This is a genomic window from Psychrobacter sanguinis, from assembly GCF_020736705.1.
Classification (GTDB): domain Bacteria; phylum Pseudomonadota; class Gammaproteobacteria; order Pseudomonadales; family Moraxellaceae; genus Psychrobacter; species Psychrobacter sanguinis.
In genome coordinates this window covers 2,287,631-2,312,085 of sequence record NZ_CP085990.1, presented here as the reverse complement: position 1 = coordinate 2,312,085, position 24,455 = coordinate 2,287,631, and the positions used below count along the sequence as shown (strand labels likewise).

Genomic DNA, 24,455 nt, shown 5'->3' with positions numbered 1-24,455 from the left:
TATCAAAAGCCTTTAATTGCTATGAAAATAAAACCTTTATCTTATGCTGTCTCTGCCATTATGTTGTCCTATATTTCCCACGTCCCACTGGCACAAGCGGCCATTAGCTCTACTGCAAATACTCAAGGCCAAAAGTTGATGTCCCCAATTTTAGCTTCAAAGCAGCCTTCTGAACCTAATCCAACCCTTAATCCTGTATCAATACCCACTGCCATTTTTGAGACCATCAGCGTTGCCTCCTCTTCCAAGCATGTCCCAACTGGCTTAGCTTTTGACAATGCCCAAAAAGCCAGCGACGTCATTATTAACAAAGAAAAGCTACAGCAGCGTTCTGCCACACTGGGTAATGCCTTAGCCGACGAACTTGGTGTGCATAGCAATCCTTTTGGGGGTGGCTCCTCTACACCCGTGATACGCGGCCAAGAAGGGGTTCGCGTTAAAATCTTGCAAAACGGGCTGGATGCCATTGACATGTCTACCTTATCACCAGATCATGCGGTGGGCGTGGACACCTTATTGGCAGATAGAGTGGAACTGATACGGGGTGCCTCTACTCTACTTTATAGTACCGCCTCGCCTGCTGGAGTCATTAATGTGGTAGATGGACGTATTCCTACTGAAGTTCCTGAAGACTATAACGGGGAGGCTGCGCTACGCTTCAATGAGAATAATGATGAAAGAGTGGCAACAGCTGGCGTAACTTTTGGCTTAACTGACCGGGTGGCACTGCGGGTTGAGGGCTTAACTCGTAAGGCGAATAACTATGAAGTGCCTGAGATTAAGCTAGGAGAACCCTTAAACTATTTGCCAGACTCACATAACAAATCCAACGTCGGTACAGTCGGTTTATCTTATATCGGTGATAGCGGTCACATTGGGGTGGCTTACAGTCAGCGTGAAGACAATTATGGTCTAGTCGGTCACAACCATAAGTTTGACGAATGTAGTGGGCACGTGGTCTATCCACAAGGTATTGGTAAAAATAGACCTTATTTAAATGCTTATCCCCATTTAATGGGCGATAATGATTTAGCAGACTCTTTTCACTTTCACTGTGGTACCGATCATGATCTAGATGCCCCTCACAGCCATGATAATCCTTATGGACACAATCATGATCATACGCAAGGCGGACCTTGGGTCGATATGAAAAGCAAAAGCTATTACTTACAAGGTGAACTACTTGACCCCATTCCTTCTATCGAAAAAGTACGTTTGAATGTGGCTTACCATGATTATCATCATGAAGAACATAACCACGGTAAAACACTGCCTGATTCATCGAAGCCAGATGGTAGCGTATTTATAAAAGCAAATCCCTCTTATTTTGACAACCAAGGTTATAACGCCAAGCTAGAAGCCTATCATACGCCTACCGAGAATCTACAAGGGGTCTGGGGCATTCAGAGTCAATCTCATAAAAGCAGTGCGCTTATCCCTTCTAAACAAGAACGTACTGAAAATCGCCGTCTTTTAGTTGAAAATAAACACCAACAATTAAGTCTATTTGGGGTTGAGCAATATAAGCTTAATGACTGGCTGTTTGAAACAGGACTGCGTTATGAGCAATCGAAAATACCCGTTACCTATGACATGGGCGAGATTGAAGCTCAAAACAAACTTCATAGTCAGTTATCAATACCTGAACAGCCAGATTTAACACCTTATAAAGAATCCGCTTTCTCATATGCCTTAGGTTCTATTTGGGACATAACCCCTGAGTATCGCCTGGATATGAGCTTTTCACATAATGAGCGTCTACCCACGCCAATGGAGCTTTATTATCATGGCAAAAATTTAGCGACTAACTCATTTTTATATGGCAATAAAGACCTCAATAAGGAAGAATCAGATAACTTTGAGCTAGGCCTTCAGTTTACGGGTGACAAATGGCATTACAAAGCCAGCGCTTACAGCAACCACTTTGATAATTATGTCCATGCTGAAAATCTACACAAAGATGGCAATCTGTATATGCGTCGCATGACCCAGTCCAAAGCTAAGATTAAGGGCTTAGAAGCAGAAGTCCGCTACGAATATCTGCCAGGTCATAGAGCCACTTTATTTGGTGACTATGTGCGCGGCAAACTCTATGGCTTTGCCCCAATTTATGGCAATAACATCTATGACGAAGTGACCAAATATATGCCACCCGAGGAATGTGGTGCCACGCCAAATGACCCTGATTATGAAGAATGGTGTGGTTATCCAGACTATGAGTTGGTCGGTGTAGACAAAGTTGACCGTCCACAACGCAACGCGCCGCGTATGTCACCAATGCGATTGGGCTTCCGCTTAAATAATGACTATAACAATAACTGGTCTACTTCCTTGGACTTCACCCGAGTCTTTGCCCAAAACAAAACCTCTACGGCGATAATTGCCAATATACCAAGAGAGGAAACCCGGCTAAAAGTTGTAGAAATACCTGAAGAGGCCACTAGCGGCTACTCACTATTAAACGTTGGGGTGGACTATAAGAACACCTGGCACAATGGCAAGCATCCGTTAGATTACACCGTATCATTACGCGCCAATAACTTATTAAATGAGGACATTTATGTACACAATTCATTTTTGCCTTTCGTACCGCAAATGGGCCGGAATGTCTCATTAGGTTTGAATGTCTTATTCTAATCAGTCCGCAATCTATGCTGCTAGTTCAATGATATCTGACTCGCGTTCTTTATTTGCTTGATAAATTTAAAACTAAATGATTGTTTTGAAATAAGCTTTAACCTGAATGACAGAGCATATCCTTGGTAATGGCAGCCTACTATAGGAGAATCTCCGTTAAACGTATTAATGGCAGCACCTTGGCTACTGAGTGACTATTAGCTAGCTAAACTAAGCATCAGTATTATCAGACGGGGACAAAATAGCTTAGACCGACTTATTGTTAATCATATTTAAGTCCTTCTACTGGAAGGCTATTCGCTGCCTTTAATGCGGGATATATTGACGCCAAGGCACACACAATTAAACTAACAATCACAATCAATGAAATTTCTACAATATTGATTTTGGCAGGTAATGCTGTGACATAATAACTATCAAACAATCCTAAATTAAAAGTCGTATTTACCCATCTTGAAACCTCTTCAATAATCAAAGTAAGGCCAACCCCGAATACTAAGCCAACGACAGTACCTAAAGCGCCGATCAAGAACCCTTGAGCCAAGAATATCTTCATAATGGTCTGTTTTGATGCACCAATGGTTTTGAGGATTGCTATTTCAGACTTTTTTTCTGTAGTCATCATTACCAAAGCCGATATGATATTAAATATAGCGACTACAATAATCAAAAACAGCAATAATGCCATCATCCTCTTTTGTCGTTGAATACTGTCAAATAGATTTTGATGAGTCCGTTGCCAAGTTGCCGTTGTTGAGTCAGCGTCATTTTCACCTAGGACCATTGCTGATTTTTTGGCACTTAGCTCAGCAGCCATAAGGTCTTTTAACTTTAGTCTTAAGCCAGTGGGTTTGTTGGATATTCCTTTAATGGCAGCCGCATCTTCAATGTTGATGTAACTCATCCAAGAGTCAACCTCCTGGCTTACACTGAATACGCCAGACAAAGTAAATGTATGAAATATAGGTGTAATTCCGATACTGGAGTTATTAGGCTTAGTGAGCATCACCGAGACCTTATCTCCTAACGACAGCCCTCTTTCTTCCACCAAACTCTTGCCCAATATAATATTATATCTTTTAGGCTGTAAACTACTTAGCGTCCCATCAACCATTACTTTGGGCAGAATTGAGACTTGGCTTTGTAAGTTAGAATCAATACCATTGATTATACTGCCATGCACTTCATCATCGATAGAGATCATACCTCTGGTAGTTATAAAAGGCGCTACACCAATGACATTTGAATCATTATTTATTATTTCTCTAGCATATTGCTCCCAATTATCGAATCCTTTTCGGTTAATAATCGAAGTGTGGGGCACCATTCCCAATATTTTCTGATCTAAGGCTTGTTGAAAGCCGTTTAGCACTGAAGTGACTATAATTAGAGCAGTAATACCAAGCACTAGACCAATCATTGAGATCCAAGCGATAAAAGATAAAAATCCATTTGTATTCTTTGATTGGATAAATCTCGTTGCTACAAATATTGGAAAAGTTTTTCGCATGAATTAGGCCTAGAAAAGAGAGAGATTAAATAGAAGATATGTTTTTCTGACACCTTGACTGTTACTGTGCCGTAAATAAAAAATGACCATTAAATATTGATAATTATATTAATTTATTGTTCGCCTACTTTGGTTGTTATATGTAGCGAAAACTCACACATAAGCATGAGTTTAATTGGCGGTTAGTAGCAACCTTCTACATCAAAAAGACTTAGTGAGTTCAACTGATACATTGGTTTTATCGTATTCTTCGAATGGAGAGTTACTTTCAACTTTGTAATAATCTAACTCAAGACGGGGGGTTAAACCGAATACGGTAAAATCACGTTTCCAAAAAGATAGTCCTGTACTGTACTCTTCATTTTCACGTTTAATACCGAAGAAATCTTCAGCTTTATAATCTCGTTGCGCATACCCTATATTAAATTTAGTAGAGTACCCCTTTGGCCATGTTTGACCCCAACCTAACCTTAAACCGGTACGATCAAAAGTTGCAGAATCGTCTTCAGAGTTTTTATTTGAATAATCTAAACCAAATATCCAAAACTGTTGACCATTTGGAAAGTAAATACCGGTATTCGATAAGTATAGATCTTTACCATCATTATGATCATATTGCTCTATATAACTGGTCTTTCCATATCTTAAAACACCTTGGTATCGAAACTTAGGATTAATCCATTGATTTATATGGGTCATCAGGCCGATAGTTTCTGCATAGGGATGTAAATCACCATCTCCTTTGTTGCCTTGACCATACCAACGCTTGTTGTAAAAAGGACCAATTTCAACTTCTGTCGCTGCATTTTGATAGCCAAAACCAGTCCCAATACCGGCAGTAACATCATTAAAATTTTTGTTATCCCAATAATATTTACCAAAGCTATTTAAATGAAGCACAGTGAAAAGCTTATTGTCCTTTCTCCATTTTTTATCAGCACTCAAATAATAGTTTAGTCCCTTGCCCTCTTGACGTGGGGAGGAATAAGTCACTTGACTATTGCCGTTATCAAGCTGAGTACCTTGTTCAGGTGAATTGGTTATATTTGAATCATCTAAATAGGATACAGAGGCATATACATCCCAGCTGTCCTGATCATTAATAGCTTCTAAATATTTATTTATAACCGCTATGTCTTCTTCAGATTCTGTACCACTACGCAGCTTTTCAAATTCCAATTTAGCCGCTTCAAACTGTTGGTTATAAAATAGCGCCATTGCCATTTGAAATCTTAATATAGCAACATTTGGAAGTTGAGAATTAAGGGTTCGATATAGAGCAACTGCTTTATCAAAATCTCCATTTTGGGTAGCTATAATAGCGTTGCCCCAGTCAATTACAGACGGATCGTAATTAGGTACCTGCTGATATATAGGCAAAAGTTCTTTAAGAGTTTCTGCATTCCCTTGAACCAATAGTAAACTTAGAAGTTCTTCGAACTCTTCAGGGTTTTGCTTAAGATAATCTTTACTTTCTTCCTTAGACAATTTAGGGCTTTTACTTTCAGAAGGTAGATTAGTCGCTAATTTTATATTTTCGATTGGTTCAATTACTTTATCAATATTTTGATAAGATTCGAGTGAATGATCTTGTGGTGCAATAGAATCCGTAGGCACTTCATTTGCGAAGCTCACTGTTGATATTGAACTTAATATTAGCAGCATAAAACCATATATTTTTTTATATTGAGAATGAATCATTATCTCTCCAGTGTGAAATATGTTTACCAACTATACAAAAGGCCACCCTAGGGTGGCCAAATGTCAAATATAAAAAGGTCTTATTCTATAAGTAAATACTATATGTTATTCAACAGCATTGATTGGTGGAATGAACACAGGGCCAGTAGCAGGTTTATCAATTTGCTTAGCTCCGAAAACACCACCCCACTCCGCTTTACCATACTTATCACTAATTGAGTTGAATGAACCACCCATTTCTTTAGCGTTATGACCGTAGAAACTACCTTTAAATGATGCAGTATTAGCCTCATCATAAGTTAGATTGGCATTACCTTTAATAGTATTACCGATAACGTCACCGCCAAATGCAACTAAACTTACACTTTTAACTTCAGTTTTGTCAGTATCCATATTCCATACATTGTAAATCGAACCGTCTACAGTTTTGTTATCAGCATCATAAGTCGCATTTACAAAGTTACCTATTGCTTCAGCATTTGCGCCAAAAGCAACTGAGTTAGATTGACCATTGGCATCTTCACCGGTATAGCTATTATCGATACCGTACATTAAGGCATGTCCAGCGTACTCGAAGGTACCTGATTTAGGCATAGCAGCAATGGCAGTTTGACTTAAGCCACGGTAGAAGTAGATATCCGTTTGAGTGGTATTGCCATTAAAGTTCTTATTGGCGAAATCTGCTTGGATATAGCTGCGACCAGCGATGGTATCTGCTGTTACGCCTTCTAAATTACCCGTAACTCGACCATATTGAACATGATTAAGTTTAATAGGGGTAACTTTAAACTGACTATTAGTACCTAAATCTACAGTGTTTGTATCATTGTAAATATATCTTGAACTGTTGTTTAAGGTGTTGTTTTTATTAGAAAGTTTACCGTAAACTCTTGCATCATTATCAGTGTCTGTAGAAGCAACAAATGCCGTTCCAGTCTGAGTGAACTTAGAGTTTTTAGAATCTACTTTAGACTCTTGACCTGTTGATACAAATTTATCGTCTATATCTTTAGTAACCATTATAAATGGAGAAAGTGTTCCACTAGCATGACTTGCATCATTATTAGTTTGGATAGAGTCTAGAGCATTTACATCTGGGGTAGCTTTTGGTTTTTCACCCAAGATATATTTAACGTTGTTAGCATTGCCTTCAGCATCAGTAACAGAAACATCGTCATACTGAGCAACAACAATGTTGGTCATTTTTTTGTTTTGCAGTGTCTCAGCGCCTAATACTGTAGAGTTACCATTATCAGTGCCTTTTACATTTGTATCTGGTGATTTATCAAAATCAGAACTACTGCCACGGATATAATTTTGACCCACTACAGATGATTTTTTAGAAATATCAAATGCTTCAGCTGCATCACCTGCATTATCCGTAGGATCAGTAGGGTCTGTTTCATCTACAGGATCAGTTACAGGATCAGAATAATTACTATTATCGTCACCTCCACAAGCAGTTAGACCTGTAGTAGCCATTGCTGCAGCTAATGCTAATGTTAAATACTTAAATTTCATATCCATATTCCCTTGGTTCACGCAACGAGTAAGATTTTTCAAATTTACTTTATTTAGTTTTTATTTATAAACAAAAATATATTTTATTATTAATTATAATTTTTACTAACTAACATATAAATATAAGTTATGAGTATTAATAATAAAAGGCTAAATAAAGAGACAATTCCCTATTATTAATCACATAAAAAATTCAACAAGTAACAATTTGACAGTAAATTGAGTACATTCGTATAAAAGTAATACAAAACTAATGTTGAATATTTACATATTTAAACAATTAATTTCCTAGAAACTGAATGAAGTATAATTTAATTTAATAATATTTAAAAGTTATTTTTAATAAAAAGTTATCAATAGTATATTTAACTATTAAATTTATCTAAATAACGACATTTGTTTATTTTTATTATGAACAATCGTTCTAAAAATTAAGTAATGTTACAATTTGATTAAAATAAATTAAATATTTATGAAGATTTTTATCGTTTTTTATTACTATAGTTTGGTAATTACAGATTTACTTGGCATTTAATCCCTACCAAACACTTGTTAGTTACCTCTATTAGATACTCGTATCCTGTCTGTGTGAAAAGATATGAAAGAAAAAGTTTATACCCTCTGAAAAACAGTAGCAAAAAGCCTCTTTAACTTAGCGGCTGAACTTGTTATCTTGTCTGTTCTCTCACCCCCTCATAAATTTTCTATTTTTCTCATAGGCTGATTATCACTAATTAGCCCCTTTTTGTATTTGATTTTATGACACATATTCCTCAAGCAGAGACTCTCTCTCGCCGAACACAATATATTCAAGTTCTTCTAATGGGTATTAGTGCCTTTGTAATGAACACCACCGAATTTGTACCGGTGGCTTTATTAAGTGATATTGCCCAAGATTTCTCCATTACCACCGCTGAAACCGGTTGGATGCTTACCTTATATGCTTGGATTGTAGCTGCCATGTCATTGCCTCTAATGCTACTCATCAGTAAACTGGAGCGTAAAAAGCTATTGCTGGGCATATTTGCCGTCTTTATTGTTAGTCATATCTTGTCAGTTGTTGCCTGGAGTTTTAATGTTTTACTGATCAGCCGCGTGGGTATTGCTTTTTCTCATGCGATATTTTGGTCAATTACCGCTGCCATTGCTATTCGTGTAGCCCCTGAAGGCAAGAAAGCATTTGCCTTAAGTGTGGTAGCCACTGGCACCTCATTGGCCATGGTACTTGGCGTTCCTTTAGGCCGAATCATCGGTCAATGGTATGGTTGGCGCACTACCTTTGGCGGTATTGGCTTTATTGCGTTGGTGGTGTTTATATTGCAAGCAAGACTATTACCTACATTACCCAGTATGTTTAAAGGGTCTTTTAGAAAAGTCCCTGAACTACTGAAAAACCCAATGTTAGTCTGCTTGTATTTACTGATTTTCACGGTATTCACTGCACACTATACGGCCTATTCGTATATCGAGCCGTTCATGCGTGAAATCGGCTCTATCAGTGAAAACTTCGCCACGTTTATATTGTTACTATTTGGCGGAGCGGGCATCATAGGCAGTGTTATCTTTAGCCGCTGGGGTGACAGACACAGCACTCTACTAATGTTTGTCTCTATTATCATCATGCTGTTATCTATGCTGAGTTTACTATTGGCAGTTAATTCGGTTTGGGCACTTAGTCTAAATGCAACGCTATGGGGAACAGCTTTAATGCTGCTTATTATTTCGATGCAGGCTAAAGTACTAATGGTAGACCAACATGCTCAAGACATGCTGATGTCTATGTTCTCCGGCATTATTAACTTAGGCATAGGTACCGGTGCCCTATTCGGCGGTTATGCCGTGACTCACATTTCTTTGTCCAGTATTGGTTATGTGGGAGCGGTGATAAGTTTGGTAGCACTATTGCTTATCTTATTTATGATTAAACGATTCCCTGCTCTGCGGCGTTCTTAACCTGTCCCAGTGAGTCCTCACCTCTTTTACTTCAGTTGAATAATGAGTCTATGGTTGGGTTGGTTTTACCCTCATTATTCAACTGATTTGCCTATTGCTAAACTGTAAATCACACAATCTTAGATCGTCATCTCTCCCTCCCTAATAAAAAGGCGATATTCATAAAAGTTTTAGTCTGTCTGTGTTAAAATTTATTGTAATGAAAATCATTATCATTATAATAATCAATTTCATCAACAGACTGGAATTTGTCATGCAACTGTCTCCTTTATTTTCTGCACTCCTGCACATTCATCAGGCTCATAGAACGGGTTCATTAAAATATCTAGGCATTTTTTCAGCATCAGCAGTAATGCTCGGGAGTAGCCCATTAGTGTGGGCGGCATCTGATATGACTGCGGACTCAAAAGAAGTGCCCGTGGCTGTATTTGATACTATCGTGGTTAATAGTAGTGCAGATGCTTCAGCACAAGGTTTGCCTATAGCCTATGAAGGTGGACAAGTTGCCACTGGTAGCCGTGTTGGTTTGCTTGGCAACCAAGACATTATGGACACCCCTTTTTCAACCACTGCCTATACCAATGAATTTATCAAAAACCAACAAGCTCATAGCGTTGGCGACTTACTCAAGAAAGATCCGACGGTTCGTGTGGCGAGAGGCTTTGGTAATTTTCAAGAAGCTTATTTAATCCGAGGTCTTGTGACCAATTCTGATGACACAATGTTTAATGGACTGTATGGTATGTTACCGCGCCAATACATTGCCACAGAGTTATTTGAGCGTGTAGAGCTTCAACGCGGTGCTTCTGCCATGCTAAATGGCGCTGCCCCCAGTGGTGGAAATGCTGGCGGTACCATTAACTTACTACCAAAACGTGCCGGCAATGAGCCATTGCGCCAGTTAACTTTAGGCTACGGCGCAGGTAATCAAGGGCGAGTGGGCATTGATATCAGCGACCGCTTTGGGGAAGATGATGCTAGTGGAGTTCGCTTTAATGCTGCTTACCAAGACGGTGACAGTGCAGTTGATAATGAGTCTGCCAAATTAGGATTGGCCGCACTTGGTCTAGATTACCGAGGCGACAGATATCGTGTTTCTGCTGACTTAGGTTGGCAAGACAATAAGCTAAATGAGACACGCCCCAATGTTACTTTAAGTGGGGTAACTGCTGTTCCTGAAGCACCCAAAGGCGATACAAACTGGGCCCAGCCTTGGAGTTACTCTAACGAAAAAGATCTGTTTGGTACTATGCGCGCTGAATACGACTTTCAAGATAACTTAACGGGTTACGCCGCTTACGGCGCGCGAAAAGGTGAGGAAGAGAATTCTTTAGCCAATCTTACGGTAACCAATGCCGACGGCACAGGCAGTACTTATCGCTTTGACAACACCCGCGAAGATAAGGTTCAAAGCGCGCAGCTCGGCTTACGTGGCAAACTGCAACTCGGCAACACTCAGCATAACTGGACCTTAGCTGGGGATCTTTATGATCAAGAAGAAAAAGGTGCTTATACTTTTGACTCTGCCAATCAATTGGCCACCAACTTATATCGACCGACCGCTTATAAAAATAATAACTGGTCTAAGGGTGCCTTTTCCGGTGGCAATCTCAATGATCCAAAGCGTACTGCTGAGACTCAGCTAACCAGCGTGGCGCTAGCAGATACCGTCAGTTTAATGGATGATAAATTGAAGGCCACTTTGGGCGTGCGCCATCAGAATATTGAAACCCATAGCTATGATTACAACACCCAAGCCCAAACCTCTGAATATGACCAAAGTGAATGGACGCCGAGCATCGGTATAGTGTACCAACCCAACAAAGATTGGTCGTTATACGGCAACTATATTGAAAGCTTAGGTAAGGGTGAAACTGCCCCTGCTACCTCATTGGATAAAGCGGTCACCAATGCGGGTGAAACCTTAGCCCCTTACGTGACTAAGCAATCTGAAATCGGCCTAAAATACGACAACGGTACAGTAGGCAGTAGCCTAGCACTGTATCGCACTACTCAGCCTCGCGCTTATGTTAATGATGCCAATACCTTTGTGGAAGCCGGTGAAAATCGCCATCAAGGCGTTGAGCTAACTGTCTTTGGTAGCCCCGCTGAGAATATGCGACTTAATGCGGGGGTTAGCTACTTAGACGCCAAACAAACCGATACTGGTTTACAGGATTTAGATGGCAAGCGCGTGATTGGTATTCCTAAACTACAAAGTAATTTAAACGTAGAGTATGACGTTGCGGCTGTCTCTGGCTTAACCTTAACCGGTGATGTGATTCATACCGGCAGTCGCTACGCAGATGCAGCCAATACCTTAAAAGTTGATGGCTATACTACCTTAGATCTGGGTGCCCGCTATCGTACTCAATTAGGTAAGCAAGAGGTGACTTTAAAAGGCATGGTAACCAACGTCACAGGTGAAGACTACTGGCAATCAGTGGGTGGCTATCCTGGCCAAGGCTATCTTAATGCTGGTGAGCCAACTGCGCTAAAAGTATCAGCCACTTTTGACTTCTAGTACAAATAAGCGAATTGATACTGAATTAACGAATTTATTTGTCTATTTGCTTATTAATTAGTCAGTCAAGCAAATCATTAAATACCCAACAAAGGGATTAGGCGTGACCTACTCCCTTTTATTGATTAATGGCCTGTTTTTTAACCCCCACCGCTTACCCATAAGTTACTTATCGAGTTGCTATGTCGTCCATCTCTTCACCTTCCTTGTATGCCCTTATCTGGACCCAATATCGCTTAGGTTTCATTAAGGTCATTGCTTTAAATTTACTCAATGCGGCGGTGAGTGTCGGTATCATTGCCTATATCAATCACACGTTTTTGAGCAGTCAGGTTTTTGAGGCGTTATCTTGGCTAAGCTTCGCGCAATTTGCAGGTTTAGTATTGCTACTACTTGCTACTTCTTTTACCTCCCAATATGCACTGACCTATTTGGGTCATCAATTTGTTTATCAGCTTAGAACTCAGTTAGTTAAGCAAATTTTAGACACCCCAGTGGCTCAGGTAGATCATTTGGGAAGTGCGCCTCTAATGGCCAGTCTGTCAACGGACATTCAAGCTTTAACCACCGCCTTTGTCAGAATGCCGGAGTTGGTGCAAGGCATTATTTTATCGTTAGCAGTGTCCTTGTATCTAGGCAGTCTATCTTGGCCATTGCTACTGATTATTATGCTGTGGATTGTTACGACCATTTGGATAAGCACTTTATTGGTCAAACATGTCTATCAAAATCTAACCCATATCCGCGATATTAACGATGCGCTTTATCAAGATTATCAAGCTGTTATTGAAGGCCGTAAAGAGCTGGCGCTTAATCAGCATCGTGCTAAGAATTTATACATCCAAGACCTGATTCGCCATGCCACCGCTTACAAGAAAACCATTATTAAGGCGGATACTTATCATCTGTCTGCTGTGAATTGGTCAAATATTATGATGTTTGCTGCCATTGGGGTTATTTTTGCAGTGGCGAGTTATCTAGGGCTATCACTTGGTATTGCAACTACCTTTGCCTTAACCTTATTGTTTATGCAGTCGCCTATTTTGCATGCTGTGGGTGCGTATCCCACTTTACAAACTGCGCAAGTGGCGCTCGATAAAATCCAATCTTTACAGTTGGCAGATTATGAACCTCAGTTTGTAACAGCCAACACGGACAATAACTGGCAAAGTATTGAACTGCGTAACCTCGATTATCAGTACTCAAGCCAAGATATGATTTTAAAACAAGTGAATTTAACCTTGAACAAAGGCGATGTGATGTTTTTAATAGGCGCAAATGGCAGTGGCAAATCAACGCTAGCCAAAGTGCTTACTGGTATTTTTACCCCCACAAGGGGGCAACTGAGCATCGATGGACGTCCTATTACTGACACCAACCGAGCTGAGTATCGTCAGCTTTTCTCGGCTATTTTCAGTGATCAATATATTTTTAAACAGCTAATTGGTCCTGAAGGTAATCCCCCAGATATGAGTCTGGTTCACCATTGGCAACACCGCCTACAGCTACAAAACAAAGTCAGTATTGAAGGCAGTAAATTATCTACAGACAAGCTTTCGCAAGGTCAACGCAAGCGCTTAGCAATGCTGACCACAGTGGTAGAAGATAAGGATATTTTATTGTTAGATGAATGGGCAGCCGATCAAGACCCCGCCTTTCGCCGAACCTTTTATCAAAGTTTAATCCCTGAACTAAAGGCCTTAGGCAAAACCTTATTTATCATTAGTCATGATGACAGTTACTTTGAGCATGCTGACCGACTGCTACTTATGAAACAAGGCAAACTTATAGAGCTTAACCCTGAACAAAGAAAGCAAGCCAGCGCTGATGCCATATCGATGTTATAGAAATAGGTTATAAAAATGCGCCATAAAAACAAGTTATACCAATAGATCATAAAGAAAAATGTTAAAAAAGGTCAAAATGCCCATAGCAACAAGAGCACTTTAACCTTTTTAAGAGCATAACTATAACTGTCTAACTTTTATCGTTGAGTCAGGCAACTTAGTAATCAATAGTATAGCTGATACCGTAGTTAGTACCCGCTGCTGGCAAACGATTTCCGTCTGAATAGGTGGTCTGATGATAAACCGAAAGATAATCTTTATTCAATAAGTTGTAAACACCATAGTCTAGACGGCCTTTGCCCAATTGCACCTGACCCAATAAATCGACAGTCGCATAGCCAGTCACTGGTTGAGCATTAGACTTCGGATCAATGGCAGTTTGTTCTTTATAAGCTTTATCCGTCCCATCAATGGCCAAAGCTTGTAGACGCAGATTGCTACCCCCATCGAAGTTATACTGGACATAAGCGGTGCCTTTAAGCGGGGTAATGCGAGTGGCGTCGAGCTCTACCCAGTCACCCTCGTTCTTGAACTGACCTCTGGTATAAGAGGCTGTGCCCCCAATTTGCCAGTCTTTGCTTAGATTGTGAGATAGTGAAGCTTCGGCACCATAGACACGCTCATCAGTATCTGTTACCTCTACGGTGTAGTCTTTAGTGAATTGGATGGTCTTATCTGATTCATTATAAAATCCGGTAAGCTTAGCTTGGGTATCGCCGTAATTACCTTGCCAGCCTAATTCATAGTTATCAATAGTAATCGGCTGAACATTGTCTGCATTGACCACATAGCCCTTTTTGACATCACGCAATGCTCGTTGGACATCAGCTGTGGTAAATCCTTGCGAATAGTTAGCAAAGATAAGGTCTTTTGGGGTTATTTGATAACTGGTACCTAGGTTAAACAAAGTTTTATTATGATCTGCTTCGCCGGCAGCAACCACGCCTGCTTGATAGGTTGGTTCGTTTTCTGCTTTTACTTGCTCATACATAGGAATAAAAGCATCAGTTTCAGCTTCTAACTCTTGATAACGAACCCCTGCGCTACCATGCCATTTATCGCTTAGATCAACATCCGTATTTATAAAGACACCTAGCTTATCAGTGGTGGTCTTAGGGCCAGCGTTATAACCGATTCCGTTCGGTTTATAAACAAGGCCATTACTGGCATAAACTGTCATAAAATCTTGACCGTAATAAGTTTGTTCACTTTTTTCACGTTCAAAATCTACGCCATAACTAAACAAAGTATCTCGGCCACCAACCTCAGTGTCGGTTTGCATTACCGCTCGCACTCCAGAGACATCAATATCCGCTTCAGACTGTGCGACTAAATTGTAACCGGCGACTTGTTTGCCTGAAGGATAATAGCGCCCTTCTTCGTTTCTATAATAGCCGGTAATACTTAAGTTTGAACCCATTAAATCACTGTTATTATAATTTAGGTTCACTGTGGTCTTTTCGGTCCTAGGCTGGTCATCCAACTTAACCCCTTTAATGGCTTTAAGCGAAGGTTTTGCACCAAACAGAACCGATAATCCTGGACCATAGTCAAAGCCATAATCGGTATCTTGTTCATCTTCATAATACGTGGCTGCCAAATTAATGCTTTGGGTGTCAGTCAAGTAGGCACCCAAGTTGGCGTTAATACTTATAGAATCTGTGTCTTGCTGATCGGTCTGGAACACGTCTGGGCTAACTCGATTGCCATGACTGTCAAACTTACCGCCCTTAGATTCCCAGTCGACATCTAAACGACCATAGGCTTTCTCGCTACTATAGCCAATGCTCTGACCGACATGGTAACCAAAAGAATCGGATTCAAAATCACGATTACTATTTACCCCTAATCTAGTTTGGCCGGTTAACCCTTCCTCTGAGTAAGACTTAGTGACAATATTGATCAATCCCCCTGCCGCTCCAGCCCCATAAATACTGGTAGACCCTGACAAAACTTCAATCCGCTCTATCTGTGAAGGGTCAATACTATTTAACTCTCTTGATAAGCTACGCGAACCGCTTAATGGCACCCCATTAATCAAATACTGAACTGGGCGCCCACGCATAGTCGTCCCATAATTACTGGTAGAGCCACTGCCAGTACCCAAACTAGGGACAAGCTGTGCCAATATATCAGACGTCATACGACTACCAGTGACTTGCTGCTCAATATCCTGTTGATAAATAACTTGAGTCACAGCTGGCATTTCACTGATTTTTTGAGCTAAAGCGGTACCCGTCTTAGATTGACTGGGTACCGTAATCTTATCAAATACCGCTATGGGCGGTGTTTCTTTTACATATAAAGAAGCCGAAGCAGCGGTTGCTGTTTCGGCGGCATAGAGTTGTTGACCAATACATAAGGTTAATACAGATAGTGCAAGTTTGTTAGGGCTGCTCATAAGAGTTCGCTCAATAATTATAGATTTAGGTAAATTTTTATCAGAACGTCTAAAAGACAATTCAATCGGTACTGATACTGATACTGATACTGATACTGATACTGATACTGATACTGAAATTATTGTTCTTTGTATCGGCTCTTATTGTAAATGATAATCAATATCATTTAAATGTTTTTATTATTTTAATATTAGTTTTTTCTTTACTAACAATTTTTATGCTTATTATTACTCATCAAATAGTGACTATTAACGATGTGCGGCAGGAATACGTCGGATTAGCCATAAGAAATAGCCACCACCAATCAGCGCTGCCACTGTGCCAGCAGGTAACTCATAAGGAAATATCACATAACGGCCAATCCAATCTGCCACTACCATTACCCCAGCCCCCATAAGGGCCGCCATCGGTAATTGACGTTCAAGTTTGACTGCACCGATTGAAGTCGCCAAGTGAGGTACCATTAGTCCCACAAAGCTTAGAGGTCCGACCGCCAAAGTGCTTGCGGTACTCAAGGCCGCTACCAGTACCAATATGGCTAAAGTCACCCAATTAACTGCCACCCCCAAGTTACGCGCTACCGAAGGAGCTAAGCCCATAACCCGCAGTGGCTTAATCATCACTAAGCTTAATGTGTATAACAGTGCTGCGATAGCCATCAGATACCAAACGGTGGCAGGCTCGGTACTATACGTCGTACCTGATAACCAGCTCAGCATTGCTTGTAAACTTGGATCACCAGAGAGTTTCACTAAGTGCATCACCCCATCCATCATGGCCGCAATACCAATACCCACCAATAGCAGATAACCAGAACTGACCCGCCTTGCCAGCCAAATAATCAGTATTAATACTGCACTCGCACCCAATAGTCCGGTGAGCAGTAAGCTACCTGCCCCGGCTGCTATGCCCAAACTTGGCAAGAATAAAAATCCCAGTACTACTCCAAGGGCAGCGCCCGAACTCACCCCCAGAACTTCAGGACTGGCCATAGGGTTGCGAGTTAAAGTCTGTAATAATACCCCGGCAGTGGCGAGCATCACCCCTGTGGCCGCTGCACTTAAACTACGCGGTAATCGATATTGAGCGGTCAATGCCCATTCAGTACTTAATCCCCATCCGTCAATATCCTGTACCAATAAATTTGCCATAGCGGTAAGTAAGGCCAACCCTAGACCCCAATACCAAAAGTTAACTTGGCTTGGTGTTCTTACTATCATTGGCGTGACGACTTCAATACTTTGGCGTCGTCTTTGCAAAATCAGCCAAATAATCAAGGGGGCACCAAGAATACCTGTCATCGTCCCAGCCGGAATAATCATTCCTAATACCGGCTCAAGCAATAAAACAATATTGCTGGTCAACCACAATATAAGAGCACCAAAACCAAAAGCGGCAACCAATCTTTTACCAATATGATGAATGCCTAAGGCGTTGACCAAGCTGGCTGCTCCCAAACCAATAAAGCCGATAAGACCCACTTCACTGACCACCAAAGCAGTGACTACCGCAGCTATCAATACCACAATTGCTCGAATAACATTAATGGGCACACCCAATCTTTTGGCCTGAGCATCATCAAGGCTCATCAAGGTAAGAGGCTTTAGTAAAAACAAGCTAATGAGGCCCAAGATTGCGGTAGCCACCGCCAGCGTTATGGAGGCAGACCAACTACTTTGGGTCAAAAATCCAGCAGCCCATGACATCATGCCCACGCTACGCTCGGTAAAGAACAACACCAATACAGCAGCGACAGCAGACAATAAAATATTGACCACCAACCCAGCCAGTATCAAGATAAGCGGGTTAAATCGACTTGGCGTAGCCAGCAAAAATACCAAACTCATGCTCAGCAAAGCTCCGACAAACGCCACAAAAAACCCGCCATGAATGGCCAAACTGGGCACAAACAACGTCACTAACAATATGGCCAATTGTGCCCCAACCCCGACACCTAACGTGGTATCAGAGGCCAAAGGATTTTTGACCAATTGTTGCAATAGTATACTGACTACCCCGAGCAGACCGCCCGCCGTTAATGCCACACTGCTGGTGGCCAATAACTTTAATTGTATGGCCATATCAACAATGTCTAATTGCTGGCTGGGTGTCAGCAGCTTACGCCATGGTAATGACCACTGTTGCTCAATTAAGCTGTGACTGCTCCAGCCGCATAGCAATAAAAGCAACCCACTAACGACTAGCCAAGTTATTAAAGTGGACTTGTCTGCTTTTATTTGAGTAGTCAGACTTGATTCAGATGAATTAGAATAAGAGGTCGTTTTCATTGAGCTACTCCACCGCTTAAATTAACGTCAGCTAGGTTGTTGGCTAAGGTGACTAAAGAGGCCATGCCCCCATAAATCCAAACCGGAGGTAGCTCGCCATAACAGCGGGTGTTGCCATAATCCAAACGTTGCCAAATTAAACTTTTTTCAATCTCTGAACGGGTTATCGAGCTAAGCGGATTTATCACTAACAAACAAACGTCCTTATCAAGACGAGCCAAGTCTGCCATAGTAATCTGCACAAACCCCCATCCATTACCCTCTGCCTTGGAAACAAGTTTTTTACCCATTTGGCCAAGTGCGGGCTGAAATAGACTGTTACTGGCATACATTCGTAGATTATTGGCATCAATAAATTGTACTACGGCAAATTCCTTAGCCTGCGGATAGCGTTGGTTAAATTTCTTCCTAGCTTGAGCAATTTCAGCTTTACTGTTGTTGATATAGGCCTCAGCCATCTGTGGATGGTTTATGATTTTGCCCAATTGACGTGTGGGTTCACTGTAGTCCGACCAGTTGGCAATTTTATCTTTAGCAATAAATGATACCGATTCGGCCGGCACGTTATTTCCATAAATGCTACGCGCATGTTGATAGAAAGCGTTATCAACCACCATATCTACCGGTAACTGAGCAACCAATTCCGTATTGGGCTGATAGCGGATGCCAAGATCTACCACCGTATTGGGTAATTTAGGTTCGCCTACCCATTGATCCCAGACTCTAATATCACCGGTCGCTAATGGAGGATAGCCCATGGCGACAAGAGTGGCGGCATTACCCCAATCCGGTGATACCACCTTTAAGCTAGATTGTTTTGAGGCGTCTACTAATGATTGAGAGTCGATTTGCTCAAGTTTGGTTTGATCGGTATTGTTTTGTTGCACTTGGGATTGATCACAAGCGCTTAAACTTAATGTCATCAATAGCAACATTAAAATTACTAACTGATGATTGGCCATAGCGTTAGCGTTGAGAATAGACAGGTTATTCTTCGAATTAAGAGACATAAAAGCAGATCTTATAAGTGGTCAAAATAGGAGAGAACGATCAAACGATTGCCACCGGTAGCCCTGTATCTGGGTGTGCCAGCAGTTTCATATTGACATTGAAGATGTTGCTTAACACAGGAGGCTGCATGGTAGTCATGACATTACCACTGTGACAAATCTGCCCTTTTTTTAAGGCTATGATGTGGTCTGCATATTGAGCGGCTAGGTTAATATCGTGAATAATCATGACCACCCCTAAGCCCTGCTCATCGACCAAACGCCGAATTAACTGGATGATTTCCAGTTGATAATGCATGTCTAATGCTGCTAACGGCTCATCAAGCAGCAGATACTCTGTGTCTTGAGCTAAGCACATGGCTAGCCAAGCCCTTGCTCGCTCTCCCCCTGATAAGGTAGCAGTAATACGATCAGCGAAAGGCTCTACTTGGGTCAACTGCAAAGCTTGCTGAACTTTTTGTTTATCAAAATCTGTGGGCTTTTGTAGCCATTTTTGATGTGGATAACGCCCCAACATCACCAGCTCACGTACCGTAAAACCTGCTGCATCTGGCAGTTGCTGCGGCAAATAAGCCATTTTTTGTGCCAGCTGCTTGTGACCAAAAGTTCCGATATTTCGATTGTCTAAACTAATACTGCCCTCTGTAATTGTCATCTCACCTGCCAGTGATTTGATCAGCGTGGATTTTCCTGATCCATTGTGACCGACTAATGCTACTAACTGGTTGGGTGCTATCTCACAGCTCACTTTGTCTAGCAGAAGATTACCTTGACGTTCGATGCTAATTTGATTCGCACACAACATATCGTACTCACTTTTAATTAAATTTAGACAGTTAACTAGATTAGGACAGCACTGATTGTTTAAGCCATCGTAAATTTTATAGCAGCAGCTGAATTCTACTAGCAAATACTAATGAAAACAATTATCATTAACAATTATTTTCTGCAATTTATTAATGACTTGGGAACAAGGTATGACCAATCCTGTATTACAACAAGTTGAGCCTTACCGCTTTGATTCACAATTTACTGTTCTGAACAGTGAGCACAAGCACCGCATAATTGAGCATATGAATGAAGAGCATTTTGAAGATTTGATGGGGTTTATCAAAGCCTTTTCCCTGCTTAGTAACGTATGTAGCAAGCATCATGATATAAAATTATTAGATATTTATAGCGAAGGGATTAGCTTACAAGTTTCCGAACTAGCTCCGCCTACTACTCAAAGCGAATCGCAGAACGCCACTTACTTTATGAGGTTTCCTACCCCTTTATCGGATATCGAAGATCTGCAATATCAGTACATTTTATTAAAGCAGCAAGCCGACAAAAAACTTCATAAAAAGAGCATTAAACTGACAGAGCAATTGTTCCATGTTGAGCAAGGCTTTGCGGTCACTGAGAATATGTATCGCTTGGTACTGACGTTGCCTCAAGATAATGCAGTCTCTAGTCAGTCTCTTCCTGTTACAGAACCTGGTTATGCTTATTTATTTGATATAGAGCACAATTACCCTTTTAGCATCGACAATGGTAATGGCAATGTCAGCAGTAATAGTGATGACGGCGGTAATAGTCATGGCAATGACCAATCAGGTTCCACCACTATCAATTCCAAACGACTGCATCGTTACTACACATTGCGTAAAGCCATACTTGACCCGCAAACCGGACAGAACCAAGCTTGGATTGATGTTTTTTTGCACGGAGAAACCTTAGGAGCACAATGGTTGGCTGCTGCTAACTCGCAAAAGACAGTTAAGACTATGCGAGAAGTACCTGAAAAAGTAACGCATTTAAACCAAGGCCAAGCGTTATTGATAGCGGATGAAACTTCGATACCCACGGTTGTCAGACTACTTGAGCTTTGGCAAAACCCCGTACCGCCTTTGATTATTTATATTACCCAACAGGCGTCTGATCAAGAGTATTTACAACATAGAGAGGTCAATGAATTAATAGACGATAGGCTAGAAATATTGCCTTTAGTTATTGGCGATATGGATCAAGGTCAACCTCTAGCTCAGCTTATTGACAGTACAATAGAGGACTATCTGGCACAGCATCCAATTGTTATTGAAAAGGTTTGGGGCGCTATAGAGGTCAACACTAGCAAAGCTTTGAAGGCTTTACTGAAACAAAGATTGAAATTAGATCGTACCGATATGGTTATTAAAGGCTATTGGCGTAAGGAATAGTTTGTCACTCTTAACTTTCTATATATTATTCTTTATAGATAGGCTCATAAAAGTGAATAAAGCTACGGTTATATTGACATAACCGTAGCTTTTAAATTTTGGCAGCTTTTAATTGTCAGTGTTGATAGTTAATTAAAAAGGCAATTGAGGACATAGATTAAAACAGATAGTTAAAGCGGTTAATCAAAAGAATATCGAAACTTACGATACTCAAAGTGGACGCTTATTTGTGTCTTGAATACTTCTGAGTGCATTACGCTGACGTACTTTCCTGCCTCGCCACCATAGATAAACACCTGTGAAAGATAGCGTCGACACTGCCATACCAATTATCGACAGAAATACTTGATAAAGAGTATGTACTAAGCCTATACCTATATGCCCCATATGCAGACTCATCAGCCATTCATTTATCTTATTGCTGATGAGACTTTGATGACCGAAATGGGTTCTCTCCACTTTTCCGGTTATGGCATCTATCGTCACTGAAGAGGCCCCAACTTTGGTTCCTATATCTTTATTGGTCTTAAAGCGCATTTGCCATTGTTTATCTTCCTCTATCCAGCGTAAACCAAGTGCTTGTTCGACCTTTAACCCTTGGTCAGCACTTACTTTATCGGCCTGAGCCAAAAGATAATCGATACTCTGTGCTTTGGTTATTTTGATTGGCGTTGTTTCATTATTCGATTTCCTGGAACTATTTATAGTTGGCTGATTGTCTTGTCCAGGTTTCGATTGATTTTTATTGTCTTGTTCAAAAGGTTGCAGACCCACTACCGTCTGCATCACAGGTTGATAAACTGAGTTTAAGTTAAAGCCCACACTCGACCAAGCAATCACAAATAGTATCATCCAGAGCCAAAGCCCAAACGCTTGATGTACATCATAATTTAGCTTAAAAAAGTTAGTCTTTCGGCGTATCTTCCATGCCGGTAGCCAGCGTTTCAACAATGATGCTCTTTTCACGCTGCTTTTATTGCCGTTATTGCCTTTTTTAGTTTTAATAATACGTGGTAGGGTTAAATAAAACCCAATGAAACAATTCAAGGTCCATACCAAGGCGACAACGCCTAGTATTAGCTTGCCTGTTTGTCCTAGTAACAGCTCTCGGTGCAACCAAAATACTTTCCACATGGTATTGTTCCAAGCCCATGCTTCTTTATCACGGATGCCAATAATTTCTGCAGTATAAGGGTTAACATAAACTTCTTGAAAGAGCGCGATATTTTTATCATCTGGCTGCTGTTTTCTGACCCTATCCACCTCGAATACTACTGATTTATTGGGTTGTAATGTCACAGGCATACTAGAAAATTTATACTTTGGATAGGTTTTAATCACTTTATCATGCAAGGTGGAGATAGGTAGTTGCGGCCGATTTTCTATCTCTACATAGACTAACTTATGATTGAACCAATCATCTAATTCTTCATGAAACGCCAGTAAGGCTCCCGTAATACCGGCTATAAATAAGAATACAGCCATCGTTAACCCGCTATAGCGATGAATCCAAAAACAAACTTGACGTATTTTTACTGACATAAATTATTCAATCTTCAGTTAACTATAGTTATAGGCAGACAAACGAGGGACAAGGCAACCGTGTTTCAGTAATACTCTAGTAGTCTTAGCGAGAATATTGAGATATCGCCATAAAATAACCCTACTAAACTTTGATCTAGTAGGGTTAAATAATCGTCGCTCTATTTAAGGCGACTTTTTTTATTGATTAACGTCTCTATTCACTCACTAATGAAAGCAATCTTAGTCATCTCGGCCTGACTCGCCAATGCCAACACTTGAGCCACGGTTTCATAACGGGCATCCTTATCTGCGCGTAAATGAATAGAAGGCTCAGTCTGCTGTTTCGACTGCTCAGCCAATCGGCTTGATAATTGCTGCAGGGTTATTGGTTCATCGTCCCAATATATACCGGCATCTTTATCGATACTAATTTGAATCACTTTCGGTGGGGTTTGCTGCACTGTGGCACTGGTTTGCGGCAAATCTAGTGGTACTGAAGGATTCATAACGGTCGCCGTAACCAAAAATATAATCATCAATACCAACATGATATCAATTAAAGGAATGAGATTAATCTCATTCATGGCTTGCATATCATCATCGCCTAATTGAAAAGCCATGTCACACTCCTATCTGGGGATGTCTTTACCGACTGTCTTTAATGATTGGCGGTAGAAGGGTTTAAACTTTTGGTATAAGCGTTATCTTTTGAAATTTTAGCCTGTGTGATCGACGTTGACATTAAATCTGTTTCTTGAGATTTCGCTGTTGCAGCCAATAATCCATAGGCAGTATCGTTGGCAATGAATAAGGTTTTGCGATTGATACGCACTGCAATGTTATAGAAAATAACCGCAGGAATGGCCACCGCCAAACCCAATCCCGTCATGATTAACGCCTCTCCCACAGGACCTGCGACTTGACTCAACCCTGCCTGACCTGACTCTCCAATACTATGTAACGCATGAAAAATACCCCATACTGTCCCAAACAGACCTATAAAAGGGGCAATGGCGGCAGTAGTGCCTAATATCGCTAACCCTTTTTCACTTTCAAACCGATAGCGACCAATCTCTTTTAACAATACCTGTTCTACCACCGTCTTACGTTCAGCGCTTTGCAAAGATGCGATATTTTTTGACTCAGCGCCTACCGCTTGTTCTAAGCCAGAAGCAACTTTGTCCTTGAGCTGACTGCTTTGATAAAGACGCAGTAGCCCTGTAATCCAAGAGGCAATAGACAATGCCAAAAGGCTAAAAAACAAAAATTTGGTAACAACATCGGTATATTGCCAGTAGGCTGCAAAATCCATGTTAAATCCTTACTAATATTTGGGG

Annotated in this window: 15 protein-coding genes; 5 read left to right on the top strand and 10 right to left on the bottom strand. The window is 40.9% G+C overall.

From position 1 onward, the window contains the following. Nucleotides 1–21: 21 nt before the first annotated feature. Complete coding sequence (locus LK453_RS09690; RefSeq protein WP_201542179.1) at nucleotides 22–2,637, top strand: TonB-dependent receptor; 2,616 nt, start codon at nucleotides 22–24, stop codon at nucleotides 2,635–2,637. Between the two features lie 262 nt (nucleotides 2,638–2,899). Here the strand turns inward: LK453_RS09690 and LK453_RS09685 are convergent, their stop codons facing one another. The 3 genes from LK453_RS09685 to LK453_RS09675 all read right to left on the bottom strand — a co-directional run bounded on the left by LK453_RS09685 (nucleotide 2,900) and on the right by LK453_RS09675 (nucleotide 7,369). Then, nucleotides 2,900–4,147 carry a lipoprotein-releasing ABC transporter permease subunit gene (locus LK453_RS09685; RefSeq protein WP_007395116.1) on the bottom strand — a complete coding sequence of 416 codons (1,248 nt, stop codon included), beginning with the start codon at nucleotides 4,145–4,147 and terminating at the stop codon, nucleotides 2,900–2,902. Nucleotides 4,148–4,348: 201 nt separating this feature from the next. After that, the gene (locus LK453_RS09680; RefSeq protein ID WP_007395117.1) at nucleotides 4,349–5,848 is read right to left on the bottom strand and encodes a surface lipoprotein assembly modifier; all 1,500 of its coding nucleotides are present in this window, start codon (nucleotides 5,846–5,848) and stop codon (nucleotides 4,349–4,351) included. 105 nt (nucleotides 5,849–5,953) lie between these two features. Beyond that, nucleotides 5,954–7,369, bottom strand: a complete 1,416-nt coding sequence (locus LK453_RS09675; RefSeq protein ID WP_201542177.1) for a transferrin-binding protein-like solute binding protein — start codon at nucleotides 7,367–7,369, stop codon at nucleotides 5,954–5,956. 759 nt (nucleotides 7,370–8,128) lie between these two features. Between LK453_RS09675 and LK453_RS09670 the strand changes: the two genes are divergently transcribed. From LK453_RS09670 to LK453_RS09660, 3 genes are all read left to right on the top strand, one after another. Continuing rightward, nucleotides 8,129–9,322 (top strand): sugar transporter, encoded by a 1,194-nt coding sequence (locus LK453_RS09670; protein WP_007395119.1) that lies wholly within the window; start codon nucleotides 8,129–8,131, stop codon nucleotides 9,320–9,322. A gap of 253 nt (nucleotides 9,323–9,575) precedes the next feature. Beyond that, complete coding sequence (locus tag LK453_RS09665) at nucleotides 9,576–11,846, top strand: TonB-dependent receptor (protein WP_081461514.1); 2,271 nt, start codon at nucleotides 9,576–9,578, stop codon at nucleotides 11,844–11,846. Nucleotides 11,847–12,028: 182 nt separating this feature from the next. Further along, a complete protein-coding gene (locus LK453_RS09660) occupies nucleotides 12,029–13,693 on the top strand; it encodes a multidrug ABC transporter permease/ATP-binding protein (protein ID WP_044298331.1) in 1,665 nt (554 codons plus the stop codon). A gap of 157 nt (nucleotides 13,694–13,850) precedes the next feature. Here the strand turns inward: LK453_RS09660 and LK453_RS09655 are convergent, their stop codons facing one another. From LK453_RS09655 to LK453_RS09640, 4 genes are all read right to left on the bottom strand, one after another. Next, nucleotides 13,851–16,094: a TonB-dependent receptor gene (locus tag LK453_RS09655; RefSeq protein ID WP_007395122.1), complete on the bottom strand. Its 2,244-nt coding sequence runs from the start codon at nucleotides 16,092–16,094 to the stop codon at nucleotides 13,851–13,853. Nucleotides 16,095–16,343: 249 nt separating this feature from the next. Beyond that, nucleotides 16,344–18,383, bottom strand: coding sequence for a Fe(3+)-hydroxamate ABC transporter permease FhuB (gene fhuB, locus LK453_RS09650; RefSeq protein ID WP_007395124.1), 2,040 nt, complete (start codon nucleotides 18,381–18,383; stop codon nucleotides 16,344–16,346). Then, nucleotides 18,380–19,393, bottom strand: coding sequence for an ABC transporter substrate-binding protein (locus LK453_RS09645; protein WP_201538186.1), 1,014 nt, complete (start codon nucleotides 19,391–19,393; stop codon nucleotides 18,380–18,382). The genes fhuB and LK453_RS09645 overlap by 4 nt, the downstream gene beginning before the upstream one ends. A gap of 40 nt (nucleotides 19,394–19,433) precedes the next feature. After that, the gene (locus tag LK453_RS09640) at nucleotides 19,434–20,198 is read right to left on the bottom strand and encodes an ABC transporter ATP-binding protein (protein ID WP_201538184.1); all 765 of its coding nucleotides are present in this window, start codon (nucleotides 20,196–20,198) and stop codon (nucleotides 19,434–19,436) included. A gap of 154 nt (nucleotides 20,199–20,352) precedes the next feature. Here LK453_RS09640 and LK453_RS09635 point away from each other — a divergent pair, with 154 nt between their 5' ends. Next, nucleotides 20,353–21,594 carry an SIP domain-containing protein gene (locus tag LK453_RS09635; protein WP_201538182.1) on the top strand — a complete coding sequence of 414 codons (1,242 nt, stop codon included), beginning with the start codon at nucleotides 20,353–20,355 and terminating at the stop codon, nucleotides 21,592–21,594. A 210-nt stretch (nucleotides 21,595–21,804) separates the two neighbouring features. Here the strand turns inward: LK453_RS09635 and LK453_RS09630 are convergent, their stop codons facing one another. The 3 genes from LK453_RS09630 to LK453_RS09620 form a co-directional block, all read right to left on the bottom strand. After that, the gene (locus LK453_RS09630; protein ID WP_201538180.1) at nucleotides 21,805–23,136 is read right to left on the bottom strand and encodes a PepSY-associated TM helix domain-containing protein; all 1,332 of its coding nucleotides are present in this window, start codon (nucleotides 23,134–23,136) and stop codon (nucleotides 21,805–21,807) included. 200 nt (nucleotides 23,137–23,336) lie between these two features. Next, nucleotides 23,337–23,738: an ExbD/TolR family protein gene (locus LK453_RS09625; RefSeq protein WP_007395129.1), complete on the bottom strand. Its 402-nt coding sequence runs from the start codon at nucleotides 23,736–23,738 to the stop codon at nucleotides 23,337–23,339. Nucleotides 23,739–23,776: 38 nt separating this feature from the next. Beyond that, nucleotides 23,777–24,430 (bottom strand): MotA/TolQ/ExbB proton channel family protein, encoded by a 654-nt coding sequence (locus LK453_RS09620; protein ID WP_201538179.1) that lies wholly within the window; start codon nucleotides 24,428–24,430, stop codon nucleotides 23,777–23,779. Nucleotides 24,431–24,455: the final 25 nt, after the last annotated feature.